At 75.8% G+C, this 12449-nt stretch carries 11 protein-coding genes; 3 read left to right on the top strand and 8 right to left on the bottom strand.

What is annotated here, in order from left to right:
* From MNY60_RS09250 to MNY60_RS09240, 3 genes are all read left to right on the top strand, one after another.
* Positions 1-810: ComEC/Rec2 family competence protein (locus MNY60_RS09250; RefSeq protein ID WP_242360476.1), on the top strand; the 810-nt coding region annotated here is incomplete at its 5' end.
* Positions 811-818: 8 nt separating this feature from the next.
* Positions 819-1079 carry a hypothetical protein gene (locus MNY60_RS09245; RefSeq protein ID WP_242336454.1) on the top strand — a complete coding sequence of 87 codons (261 nt, stop codon included), beginning with the start codon at positions 819-821 and terminating at the stop codon, positions 1077-1079.
* A gap of 139 nt (positions 1080-1218) precedes the next feature.
* On the top strand, positions 1219-2007 hold the full coding sequence (locus MNY60_RS09240) for an FHA domain-containing protein (protein WP_242354679.1): 789 nt from the start codon (positions 1219-1221) through the stop codon (positions 2005-2007).
* Positions 2008-2010: 3 nt separating this feature from the next.
* Here the strand turns inward: MNY60_RS09240 and MNY60_RS09235 are convergent, their stop codons facing one another.
* From MNY60_RS09235 to MNY60_RS09200, 8 genes are all read right to left on the bottom strand, one after another.
* Positions 2011-2430: a hypothetical protein gene (locus MNY60_RS09235; protein WP_242354677.1), complete on the bottom strand. Its 420-nt coding sequence runs from the start codon at positions 2428-2430 to the stop codon at positions 2011-2013.
* 158 nt (positions 2431-2588) lie between these two features.
* On the bottom strand, positions 2589-3584 hold the full coding sequence (locus tag MNY60_RS09230; RefSeq protein ID WP_242354675.1) for a hypothetical protein: 996 nt from the start codon (positions 3582-3584) through the stop codon (positions 2589-2591).
* A gap of 513 nt (positions 3585-4097) precedes the next feature.
* Entirely contained in the window at positions 4098-5393 is a 1296-nt protein-coding gene (locus MNY60_RS09225; protein ID WP_242336466.1) for an adenylosuccinate synthase, read from the bottom strand.
* Positions 5394-5486: 93 nt separating this feature from the next.
* Positions 5487-6515 (bottom strand): ATP phosphoribosyltransferase regulatory subunit, encoded by a 1029-nt coding sequence (gene hisZ, locus MNY60_RS09220; RefSeq protein WP_242354673.1) that lies wholly within the window; start codon positions 6513-6515, stop codon positions 5487-5489.
* Positions 6516-6609: 94 nt separating this feature from the next.
* The gene (locus MNY60_RS09215; protein WP_242354648.1) at positions 6610-7335 is read right to left on the bottom strand and encodes a hypothetical protein; all 726 of its coding nucleotides are present in this window, start codon (positions 7333-7335) and stop codon (positions 6610-6612) included.
* Positions 7336-7421: 86 nt separating this feature from the next.
* A complete protein-coding gene (gene serA, locus MNY60_RS09210; protein ID WP_242360475.1) occupies positions 7422-9008 on the bottom strand; it encodes a phosphoglycerate dehydrogenase in 1587 nt (528 codons plus the stop codon).
* Positions 9009-9212: 204 nt separating this feature from the next.
* A complete protein-coding gene (locus MNY60_RS09205) occupies positions 9213-9857 on the bottom strand; it encodes a TetR/AcrR family transcriptional regulator (RefSeq protein WP_242336475.1) in 645 nt (214 codons plus the stop codon).
* Positions 9858-9937: 80 nt separating this feature from the next.
* Entirely contained in the window at positions 9938-12433 is a 2496-nt protein-coding gene (locus tag MNY60_RS09200; protein ID WP_242360474.1) for an LPS-assembly protein LptD, read from the bottom strand.
* Positions 12434-12449 lie beyond the last annotated feature (16 nt).

Here is a 12449-nt window from a genome sequence, read left to right as displayed (position 1 = left end):
GCCGCGGCCGAGACGCGCGGCGGGCTCGAGGTCCTGTTCCTCTCGGTGGGCCAGGGGGACGCGGCGCTCCTGCGGCTCCCGGACGGCAGCGCCGTGCTGGTGGACGCCGGCGGCGCGCCGGACGGCGGCGCGGATCCCGGCGCGCGCGACGTCGTCCCCCTCCTCCGCGATCTGGGGGTCACCCGCCTCGCCGCCGTCTTCGTCTCGCACCCGCACCCCGACCACGCCCTCGGCCTCGCCGCCGTCGCGGGCGCGTTCCCGATCGACCTCGTGTTCTCGAACGGCGCTCCCGCCGAGGGCGAGGTGGCGCGCGTGCTCGCGGCGCTGGCGCCGGTTCCCCTGGCCCCCGGCGACGGATGGGAGCGGGCCGGCGTCCGCTTCGACGTGCTGGGCGGGGACCGCGAAGGGCTCGGCGCGAACGACGCCTCGGTCGTGCTGCGCGTCGGGTACGGCACGACCGCGTTCCTGTTCCCCGGCGACGTCGAGCACGCGGGAGAGGCCGCAGCGCTCTCGAGGGGAGGGCTCCGGGCCGACGTCGTGAAGGTGCCGCACCACGGCAGCCGGACGTCCTCGAGCGAGGCGTTCGTCCGGGCGGTGCGCCCGGCGCTCGCCGTCGTGAGCCTCGGCCGGGACAACCGCTTCGGCTTCCCCCATGCCGAGGCGGTGGAGCGCTGGCGCGCGGCGGGCGCCGCAGTGCTCCGGACGGACGAGGAGGGGGCGGTCCGGCTGCTCTCGGACGGGCGCCGCGTCACCCGCGTGCCCGCTTCGGCCGCCCTCGACCCCCTGGCGATCCTATGGGAGCGCCCCTAGGGTTGCCTGTGGGCATCGAGGACTTCGACCTGGCCGACGTCGCCGAGCGGATTCGCCGTCACATCCCCCCGACCGAACCTCCCGTCGGATACCTCCGCGGCCGGAGCTACTTCCGGGACGTCCTGGTTCATGAGCTCGGCATCGGCGAGTTCGAGGCCGAGACGCTCGTGGACACCCTGGAGCTGAACGGCTACCTGCGCTTCGAGGGCGATCCTTCCGAGCGCTCGCGGGCCGAGAGCCGCTGGCACGTCGGCTCCGACTCCGGATAGCGCTGCCCGCTAAAGGGCGCGCGCGGTGCCGGCCGGGCCGCGCGGCGGACCCCCTCAGCCAGGCCGCCCGTCCAACCTCGCGAGATCTCATGGCCCGTGCTCGGTGCCCGCTGGCACGGGCGCTGGATCCCATGGCCTCGTGCGACAGACGCTCATGCTCCAGTGCGCCGGTGCCGACCCCGAGCGGCGCGACCTCTCCTCCCCCGCGACCGCCGGCGGATCGCGCGCCGACGACCTCCAGCTGCCTGGAGCTCCCCCCTGCGCGCTCCGCCTCCTGCCGTGCGCGGCCGGCCTGGTGGTGGAGGCGTGCGTGTCGGGCGCTCGCGCGGCGGGGCGGCCCCTGCCTGCGGGCGCGCGCCGCCTGCTCCGCTCCGGCGAGTCGGTCGAGCTCGGGGGCCACCGCATCGCCCTCCCCGCCGCCGTCGCCGCGGAGGGCACCCGCGTCGCCGCGGCGGCGCTGCTCCGGGATGCGTCGGCGAGCCCGGAGGCGCCGATCGGCGGCGTGCACCTCGTCGTCGTCACCGGGCCCGAGGCCGGGGCGCGGCACCCGCTCGGCGCCGAGCAGGTCCTGGGGCGCGGGCGCGCGGCCGACATCCGCGTCCGGGACGCCCAGGCGTCGCGCCGTCACGCGCGGCTGCGCCTCGACGCGGAGGGCGCCTTCATCGAGGATCTCGGCTCCAAGAACGGCCTGCGCGTGAATGGCATGCGGCTCGAGCGCCTGCCCTGCGCGCTCCGCGACGGCGACGAGCTCACGGTCGGAGACACGACGCTCGTCTTCGTCCACCCGGGCGCGCGCACGTGCGCCGCGCTCCCCGCTTCGGCCGACGCGCCCGGCCGAAGGGCGCCTCGGCTCCCCCTCGCGCACCTCACCGCCGCGGCGCTCCTCGGCCTCTCCGCCGCGGCGCTGGCGCTCGCGTCCTCATCGTGAGGTTCAGCGCCGGAGCCGCTGCGGCGAGAGGTCCGCCCGCTCGAGGAGCAGCTCGAACAGCTCGCGGTGGCGAGCGAAGAGGCTCGTGAACTGGACGCGCCCGCGCTGCGTGAACAGGGCGTACACGCGCCCGCCGAGCCCGTCCTGCACGATGATCTCGCGGATCTCCTCGTAGCGCACGGGCCGGCGGCTGAAGGGCGTCGCGGCCACGATGCCGTCGTCCGTCACGGTGATGGACGTCCGGGCGTAGAGGACGGTGAACACCGCGAAGAAGGCGAGGAACAGCGTCGCGCCGAGCACGGCGCGCGGCTCCGCGCCCGGGGCGCCGAGGAGCACGACGAGCACGCCGAACCAGAACGTGCCCGCCGTGGCGACCGCGATCCGGAGCGGCAGGCGCGTCTTGTAGATCCGCGCCGCCTCCATGCCCCAAGTGTACGGCCGCCCACGGAGGTGGGCCAGACGGGCGGCGCGGTACGATTGGGGCCGGACCCGGGCGACCCGAGCGCTCGTGCGCGGCACGCGACCGCCCTCCGCGCGGGGGCGGAGGCGGCCGCGCGGCCGAGGGGGCCGCGCCTCCAGGATCAGCGGCCGGAGAGCTCGTCTGCGCGGGCGCGCGCGACCGACCGAAGCTCCTCGCGCACGTCCCGGGCGTGGCTATTCGAGTAACGGCGGTACAGCTCGCCCGCGAGCGGGTCGCCGAGGAGCCGGTAGCACTCGGCGAGGCCGTACAGCGGAGTCCCGAGGGCCGGGTCGAGGCCGAGCGCAGCCTTGTAGTCGTCGGCCGCCTCGCGGAACCGTCTCTGGCCGAACTTCGCGCTCGCACGGGCCGTGTATGCGACGGCGAGCCGCGGATCGAGCGCGATCGCGTCGTCGAGGAGCGCGATCGCCGCGCCGTACTCGCGGCGCGCGACGAGGTCGAGCGCGCTGCGGTAGCGCTGCGCGGCGGTGGGCCCGCCGGCCTGCGCCGGCGCCGCAGGGAGGGGCGCAGGGGCGTCGTACGCCTCGGGCGTGAGACGGTAGGTGCGTGGCTGGGTCCCCGGCGGGGCCGGAGCGGCCGCGGGGGCCGCGGACGGCACGGCGATCGTCGTTCCGGGGGCCACCCCCGCCGGCATCACGACGACGACCGTCGCCCCCGCAGGAATGGCGCCGGTGGGCGCGCCGAGCGCGGGCGCAGCGGGCGCCGCAGCCGCAGCGGCGGGCACGGGCTGCGGCGCCGACGAGGCCGAAAGGGCGGGCGCCGGGATCCGGGCGGCGCGGGCCTCCTCGAGGAGCCGGCGCGCGTCGTCGCTGGCCGGATCGGACGCGAGCGCGAGCTCCCCCTGCGCGATGGCCTGCGCGGGGTAGCGGAGCGCGAGGTAGGCGCGCCCGAGCTTCACGCGCGCGAAGGCGTACCCGGGCTGGAGGTAGACCGCGTCTTGATAGGCGAAGAGCGCGCCGCGGACGTCACCCGCCCCGAAGGCGCGATCGCCTTGCGCGAGCCGCTCCGCGACGGCGGCCGTGGGCGCGACGGGAACGGAAGCGGCGGTCGAGGTCGCGGCGGGGCTCGCGGCCGGCGTCTGGGCCGGACTGGCGGTCACGACCGGGCTCGCCGTCGCGGCCGGGGCCGGACTCGCGGTCGCGGCCGGATTTGCGGTCGCGGGGGCTGCAGTCGGGGTCGGAGTCGCGCTGGCGGTCGGGCCCGCGGTCGACGGCCGAGGAGAGCTCGGAGCAGCGGTCACGGTCGTCGTGCCGGGAGCCGGGGCGGCCGTCACGCCCGTCACGCTCGACGGCGGAGCCGCGGGGCTCGCGCCGGCGCTCTGCACGACCGGGCGCGCGCCGCTCGAGGGCGCCGTCCCGGGCGCCCCCTGCGCGAGCGCGAGCGCCGGAGCGGCCTGGAGGACTGCGAACAGGGCGAGAGCGCGCATGGCGCGCATGATACGCCCGAGCGCACGACCAGCGAAGGCGGCGGCGCTCGAGGCGCGACCGCTCAGAGCCGAAGCGACCGCCCTCGGCGCCGCGCGAGGCGGCGCCTGGGATGGCGCCGCTGTGCGTGGAACGCGGAAGAGGTGCGCGGCGGGCGCGGGGACGCGCCCACCGCGTGCGCCGGAGGGCTACTTGCGGAACGGGTTCTCGAGCAGGATCGTCTGCCCGCGGTCGGCGCCGACGGAGAGTCCGACCACCGGCACGCCCGAGAGCTCCTCCACGCGCTTCACGTAGGCGCGCGCGCGGGGCGGGAGGTCGTCCCAGCTCCGGAGGTGGTCGAGCTTCTCGCTCCACCCCGGCAGCTCCTCGTAGATGGCCTCGGCCCGCTCGAGCAGCTCCGGATCCGACGGCATCTCGTCGAGCACCTTGCCGTCCACGCGGTAGCCGACGGCGATCTTCACCGTGTCGAACCCGGTGAGCACGTCGAGCTTCGTCATCGCGATGCCGTGCAGCCCGTTCACGCGAGCGGCGTAGCGCAGCGCCAGGACGTCGAGCCACCCGGTGCGGCGGGGCCGGCCGGTGGTCGCGCCGAACTCGCCGCCGATCTTGCGCAGCCGCTCGCCGGTCTCGTCCTTGAGCTCGCTCGGGTAAGGGCCGCCGCCCACGCGCGTGGAGTAGGCCTTGGAGATCCCGAGGACGTAGTCCACGGCGGTCGGGCCGAGGCCGCACCCCACCACGGCGTTGCCCGCGACGGTGTTCGAGCTCGTGACGAACGGGTACGTGCCGTGATCGACGTCGAGCATCGTCCCCTGCGCGCCCTCGAACAGCAGCTGCTTGCCGTTCTGCAGCGCGCGGTGGAGCCAGAGCGACACGTCCGCGGCGTAGCGGGCGACGCGGCGGCCGAGCTCCGCGTAGCGGGCGACGATCGCCGCCTCGTCGAGGTCGGGCGTGGCGCCGAGCCGGCGCAGCTCCTCCCGCGCCGCCGGCAGCCGCTCCTTCACCTTGCGCTCGAGGCGGGAGGCGTCGACGAGGTCCCGGATCCGGAGCCCGCGCCGCGCCACCTTGTCCTCGTAGGTCGGCCCGATGCCGCGGCCGGTCGTCCCGATCTTCCCGGCGCCCATCGCCTGCTCGCGCGCGATGTCGATCGCCTTGTGCCACGGCATGATCACGTGCGCGTCGAGCGACACCACGAGCTGGGCGTCGTCGGCGAGGGCGTTCCGGCTCTTGAGCCGGTCCACCTCCATGACGAAGACCTCGGGGTCGAAGACGACGCCGTTTCCGATGACGCACGACTTGCCGGGGTGGAGGATGCCCGCCGGGATGAGGTGGAGGACCGTCTTCTCGCCGTTCACCACCAGCGTGTGGCCGGCGTTGTTCCCCCCCTGGAAGCGGACGACGACGTCCGCGTGCTCGGTGAGGAGATCGACGATCTTTCCCTTGCCCTCGTCGCCCCACTGGGCTCCGACGACGACCACGTTCGGCATGTGATGGCTCCCTGGGTGGACTCCCGGCGCGCGCACCTCGCGGTCGCAGCGCCGACGCAGGTGCGGCACGATACCAGGGCGGACCGGGATCCGCTAGCGCGGACGGCTGCGGCGGGACCGCGCGGTGCGCTCGCCCGCCCGGCCGTTGGCACGCTCGAGCGCCTGGGTCGCGAACTCGAGGTCGACGGCGAAGCCGATCGCCGGCCCGGGCCGGCCGAAGCGCTCGAGGAGCTCGTCGTAACGGCCGCCCGCCGCGACCGCGCTCCCCGCCCCCGGCGCGTAGCCGGCGAAGGTGATGCCGGTGTAGTACCCGAGGCCACGCGTCTCCCCGAGATCCACCGAGACGTCCTTGACCCCCCGGCGCCGGGCGATCTTGAGCGCCGCCTCGACCTGGCCGAGCGACGTGGCGGCGCCGGGGACGTCCCGCACGAGCTTGCGGGCGCGGGAGAGCGCGCCGTCGCCGTACAGCGTCGCGAGCTCCGGGAGCGCTGCGCGGGCGGCGGCCTCGCCGCGGCCCTTCTTCGCGAGCGCGGCGAGGGCGTCCTCGTCCTTGCGGGAGAGCGCCTCCCACGCGGCGGCGCGCCCCTTCGGCGCGAGCCCCGCCCCGTCGATCACCGCGTGCGCGAAGCGCGCGTGGCCGACCTCCAGCACGGCGGCGCCGAGCCCCACCCGCTCGAGCGCGCGCGCCAGCACCACGAGCGCCTCGGCGTCCGCGGACGGCCCGCCCGCGCCGAGCAGCTCGACGCCGGCCTGGTAGACCTCGCGGGGACGGCCCGCCCGCGCCTCGCGGGCGCGCAGCACCGGGCCGTCGTAGCAGAGCCGCGCCGGCGACGGCAGCGCGTCCGGGCGCGCCGCGTACAGCCGCGCGATCTGCGGCGTGATGTCAGGCCGGATGGCGACGACCTCTCCGGAGCCGGGCTCGACGAACTTCATGACGTCCGCGAGCGCCGCGGCCGAGAGCCCGCGCTCCACCACGTCGAGCCGCTCGAGCGTGGGCAGGAACACGCGCCGGTAGCCGAAGCGCGAGAACACCTCCTGGAGCTTCGCGGACAGCTCGGCGAGGTGCGCCGAGTGATCGGGGAGGAGGTCGCGCAAGCCGGACGGGAGCGAGAGGTCGAGCATCGCGCCCGACTCTATCTCGCCCCCGCCCGGCCGCGAAAGGGGATCGGAACGCGGCTGCCCGCGCGCACGGACCCGGCCTCGCGCGCCTCAATCGCTAATGGTGAAACGGCTCCTCGCCGCGCGGAACCTCCCCGGGCACCGACGGGCGCGGCTCGTACCCCGGCATCGCCGCGCGCTCCTCCGGGCTGACGGCGCGCGAGCGTGGAGCGCCCTCGGTCCGGTGCGTGCTCCAGCCGAGCCCTCGACCCTCGCGACGGCGCCGCGCCATCGAGGCGCCCGCGAACGCGCCGAGGAGCCCGGCGATCGCCGCCATCGCCGCCCCGCCCGCCGCCGCTGCAGCCGCCTTGCCCGCGGCATCCGATGCACGCTCGGCGCCGATCTGTGTGCGCGGGCTGTTCGGGTCCACCGCTTGCCGGCCGCCCATCATCTGCCGCATCGCTCCCGCGTTGCCGCTCGCCGCCGTGCCCGCGCTCATCGCCCCGGAGGCGAGCGTGCCGGCGAGGAACAGCGCGCCTGCGATGAGCCCGATGGCCCACACGACCACGCCGTGCAGGCTCGAGCCGGCGGCGTCGAAGTCGGCGGCCATGCGCACCGCGATCCAGGCTCCGATGGCGGTCGCGACGAACGGCGTGAGCATCGCCCAGATCGCCGCGCCCGCGCCCAAGGCCTGCGAGTCCGCAGGCTCGGCGGCGAATCCGATCGCGGCGCCCACGAGCCCCAGCACCACGTGAGCGGCGAGCGCGACGAGCGCACCCGCGATGACCGCGCCCCAGTGCAGGCGCGGGAGCACGCGCCCGCCTGTCTCCGTCAGTGTCGTCATGGTCGTCCCTCCGTGAACCTCATCCCCGAAAGCTGGGGTCGGGGCGGGGGCTTCACAACCGGGGCGCGAAGGCGCCCGGCTCCGGGCTACAGCGCGATCGCCTGGACCGACCGGACGTGAGGAAGGCGGCGCAGCCGCTCGAGGAGCTCCGGGGACGGCGCGGAGTCCACGTTGAGGAAGGCGAAGGCGCGCGAGCGATCCTCCACGCGCGAGAGCGAGATGCGGGCGATGTTCACGCCCGCGGCGCCGAGCGTCGTCCCGAGGCTGCCGAAAACGCCGGGCGCGTCGTCGTTCTCGCAGAGGATCACCTGCCCGTCCGGCACCGCCTCGACCCGGAACGCGTTCACCCGCACGATGCGCGCGTCCCGCTTCCCGTACACCGTCCCGGCGACCTGGGCCTCGCCGCCCGCGCCGCGGACCGTGACGGTCACCAGGCTCGCGTAGTCGTGCGGCTCGGCCGAGCGCGTCTCCCGCACCGCGAGCCCGCGCTCCCGCGCGATGGCCGGGGCGCTCACCTCGTTCACCGGCGTGTCGAGGAACGGCCGCAGGATGCCGGCGAGCGCGCGCGCGACGAGCGGGCGGAGCGGCACCGAGGCGAGCTCGCCGGCGACCTCCACCGCGACCTCGGTCGGGCCCGGCGGCGCGAGCTGCGCCGCGAGCGCGCCGAGCTTCTCCGCGAGCGGCAGGTACGGCGCGAGCTGCTCCATCATCTCCGGCGGCAGCCCCGGCGCGTTCACGGCGTTCCGCACGACGCCCCGCACCAGGTAGTCCGAGAGCTGCTCGGCGACCGCGATGGCCACCGCCGACTGCGCCTCCTCGGTCGAGGCGCCGATGTGCGGCGTGAGGAGCACGTTCTCGAGCGCGAGCAGCGGGTGATCGGCGGGCGGCGGCTCCTGCTCGAGGACGTCGAGCCCCGCGCCCGCGAGGTGTCCCGAGCGCAGCGCCTCGGCGAGCGCCCGCTCGTCCACGATGCCGCCCCGGGCGCAGTTCACGAGGATCGCGCCCTTCTTCATCTTGGCGAGCGCCGCCGCGTCGACGAGGTTCCGCGTCTTCTCGGTGAGGGGCACGTGGACCGAGACGACGTCCGCCTCCCGCCAGAGGGTCTCGAGGTCCACGAGCGACGCGCCGAGCTTGGCGGCCGCCTCGGGCGAGATGAAGGGGTCGAACGCGACGACGCGCATGCGCATCGCGAGGGCCCGCTCGACGAGGACCGAGCCGATGTTCCCGATGCCCACGACGCCGAGCGTCCTGCCGGCGAGCTCGTGGCCCTGGAACCGCTTCTTCTCCCACTTGCCACCCTTCACGCTGGCGGTGGCGGCGGCCACGTGGCGCGAGAGGGCGAGGATCATGGCGAGCGCGAGCTCGGCCACCGTGATCGACGAGCCCCCGGGCGTGTTCATCACCACGACGCCGCGGCGGGTGGCCGCCGCGAGATCCACGTTGTCGACGCCGACCCCGGCGCGCCCGATCACCTTGAGCCGGGCGGCCTTCTCGAGCAGGCGCGCGGTCACCTTCGTGGCGCTCCGCACCGCGAGGCCGTCGTAGTCGCCGATGATCCGCTCGAGCTCTTCGGGCCTGAGGCCCACCCTCACGTCCACGTCCAGCCCTGCCGCCTGGAGGATCCTCACCGCCTCCGGCGAGAGGTCGTCCGACACGAGCACGCGCGCCGCCATCACTCACCCTTGCTCGGCCCCGCGGGGCCGGATGCCGGCAGCGCGCCGCGCGCCGGCGAAAGATCACGAGCCCGCCGCCCGGGCGATCCGGCCGGCGACCACCGACGCCGCAGCGCGGCATGGGGGAAGGGATTCTGTTCGGGGGCACCGCCCGGCAAAAGCTCCCGGCGGGGCGCGCGCAGTCGATCGGGGGCCGGGTGCCGCTCAGCGGCGCCGCAGCCCGCCGCAGACGAGCTCGACGACCTCGCCCTTCACCCGGTCCACCGCGGCCTCGTCCCCCGCGGGCACGATGCCGATCACCATGCCGGTCATCGCGAGCTCGAGGGCGCCGAGGAGGCCCGCCGCGGCGATGACCGGGTCCAGCTCCGCGCGGAGCTCGCCGGCCTGCTGGCCCTGACGGACCACGTCCGCGACCAGGTGGACGGCGCGGTCGAAGGTCTCGCGGGTCGAGCCGGCGCGGAGCCCCTGCGGCGTGCGCGTCACCTCCAGGATGAGGACGCGCACCGCGGCGGGGGCCGCCTTGTACACGTCGAAGACGAACCCGAAGATGGCCGCGACCTTGTCGGCCGCCGTACCGGGCCCCTCGTCGATGGCCCGGATGGCGTTGATGAGGATCGTCCACTGCTCGGCGAAGACACTCTCGAGCAGCTCTTCCTTGTTCCGGAAGTAGTGGTACACGAGCCCGTACGCGACGTTGGCGGCCCGCGCCACGTCGGCGATGCGGCAGCCGTGGTAGCCCTTCTCCGCGAACACGCGCACCGCGGCGTGGAGGATGGCGCGGCGCTTCTCGGGCTCGTTCCCCTCGGCGTTCCGCGCGGCGTGCGGCGGCGGTGTTCGGGTCCGGCTCACCCGTCGATTCTCCAGTCGAGGTTCACGTATCGCAACCCCCGCGAATGGCGGACGAGTCGCTCCGCCTGGGGGGAGAGAGTCTACCGACTCGCACCTGCGAGAGTCGACCCCACCGGGGCCAAATCGATCATCATCCGAGGAGTGAACCCCCCACAGTCGTTCAGGGTGAGGCTGGCGGCCACCCGGAAGCAGCGGCAGGGCGACTGCCAGGCGAACGTCGCGACGTGCTGCTGGATGTGGAGCGCACCCACCTCGCGGGTACGGTCCGGGCAGGAGCGGACCACCGGACGGCCCGGGAAGAGCACGTCGTAGGTCGCCGTCGCTCCCCCAAGGCGGGCGGTGACGCCGGCGTTCCCCTGCGCCACCGCCTCGAGCGGCGCGGGCCGCAGATCGAACAGCGGATCCAGCCCGGCGACGAGGCTGCCCGAGGCGCCCCTCCCGATGGAGAGGAGCCCGAGCCGGAGCGCATCTCCGCGCCGATCGGAGACGGACCCGAAGGCTCGGAGCTCGGTGAGTCGATCGAGCGGAGAGGACGGCAGCCGCGGCACGCCGGTGAGCGGCACCGGCTCCTTGCGCCCGCCGAAGGCGAGGAAGCGCGCCGCGGCGTCCGCGCTGAAGCGGCCCGCCCGCAGCTCGCCGCTCGTGAACGTCTCCGCGAGCCGGCCGGTCTCGACGTCGTAGTCCTGGCCGAGCTCGAGCCGGAGCACGTCGGCCCCGCGCAGGGAGAGGCGCGTGTCGACCGCGGCACGCAGCTGCTGGAAGCGGCCGCGCGGAGCGGCGGACAGGATGGGCAGCGGCAGCTCCACCGGCCCCGGCGCGCCCGCGGGCGTCACGAGCGACGAGCGCTCGACCCGGTCGAGCGAGTCGTACGCCGCCGGGAGATCCGCGTTGCCCGCCGACTCGCTCCCGAGCCGCCACTCGACCCAGGGCGTCACCCGGTGCCGGATCGCCCCGAACGCGCGCCCGAAGGTCGTCTCGAGGCGCGCGCCGGCGACTCCCCACGCCTGCATGGCGGGATCCGTCCCGTCCTCGAACGCGTAGCCGAGCGCCGCACCGCGGACGAACGGCTCCACCACGAGCGCGTTCCCGAGCTGCAGCGGGGCCGCGACCTCCAGCCCGACGTCGCCGCGAGAGGCGCCGGGCCGCAGCACCCGGTCCACGCCCGACGGACGCGGGAGCTCGTACGGCACACCTGCCGCGCCATCGGCGACGAGGCCGCGGAGGGTCCCTCCGTCGAGCGACGCAGCCGGCGCGAAGCGGGCCGCGCCCGCCCTCCCCTCCACCCGCAGCGGCCCGAGGAAGCTCGGAAGCAGCGTCGCCGAGGCCCACGGCCAGCGGTGCAGCTCGTCTACGTCGCGTCCGAACAGGCCGTAGCCCTCCGGCGAGACGAGGAACGGCTGCAGGTAGGAGGCGCCCGCCTCCAGCACGAGCGCGTCCCGCGCGTGCTCGATCACGAGGTCCGAGCGCCGGTAGCTCGTGCCGCGCGCGAGGATGTCGGTCGAGAAGTCGCGCGCGAGGAGCGGGTCGCTGTAGAGCGCGAGGTCGGCGCGGAGCGAGGTGCGCTCGGAGAAGCGCTGGGCGTGGGCGAGGGCGACCGCGTAGCGGCTCCCGGACTCACCGCCCGGCTCGGCGTCCAGGTCCCGGAGCCAGGTCAGCTCGGCCCGGCCCGCCGCCCCGACCGCCGGGGCCCAGCGGCCCTCGAGCCGCGCGGTGGGCCCGCGCACGGCGGGCTTGCCCTTGTCCACCGCCGCGCTGCCCGGGCCGAACGCGTAGCCCGGCGTGAAGGTCAGGTCGGCGCTTCGCCCCAGCGTGACGAACAGGGGGACGTCGACGGCGAAGCGGGTCGCGCCGCTCGACACGAGCTGCGGGACCAGGAGCCCCGTCTGCCGCTCGCCGAGCGGCAGGTAGAGCCACGGCAGCGGGAGGACCGGCACGGGGTGATCGACGAAGAGGAACCGGGGCGTGACGTAGACGACGGGCCACGAGAGCGTGGCGCGCTTCCCCGCGATGATTTCGGCGTTCGCCGCGCGGATCTCCCACGAGGGCGCGCGGCCCGCCCCGCAGTCGCAGAGCGTGAGGCGGGCGCCGGACAGCTTCAGCCGTCCCGAGGGGTCCCCCTGCAGCGACTTGCCGGAGAAAACGAGCCGGTTCTGGCCGAGGCCGCGCGCCGCGTCGATGGACTCGGCCCCGCCGAGCTCCACGGGCCCGCTCTTCAGGAACGCGACGACGTCCTGCGCCTCGAACGGGCCGCCGAGCACCGCGGTGACCCCATCCGCGGCCACCGCGCGCGTGGCGTCCGTGAGGAGGACGCCGCCCGTCGCCACGACCTGGCCCGTCTCGGGGTCATAGCGGGCGGTCCGCGCGCGCAGGACGACGGTGCCTCTCCGCAGCACGGCCCCGTCCTCGACGAGGAAGCTCCCGGTGGACGCGTCGTAGGTGACGGTCCCGGCGTCGACGTGGACGTCTCCCTCCGGGAGGGCGCCCCGACGCGCAGCGGTCGCCGGCGCCTGGGCGGCGGCGAGGTGCGCGGCGAGCGCCGCGAGCGCGACAACGGCGAGGAGCGGAGTGCGGTGCACGGCGAGGGCGCGATTC

It is taken from the genome of Anaeromyxobacter sp. SG17 (genome assembly GCF_022690695.1).
Lineage (GTDB): Bacteria > Myxococcota > Myxococcia > Myxococcales > Anaeromyxobacteraceae > Anaeromyxobacter > Anaeromyxobacter soli.
The sequence above is the reverse complement of the archived record's forward strand: the minus strand, read 5'-3'. Positions and strand labels throughout refer to the sequence as shown.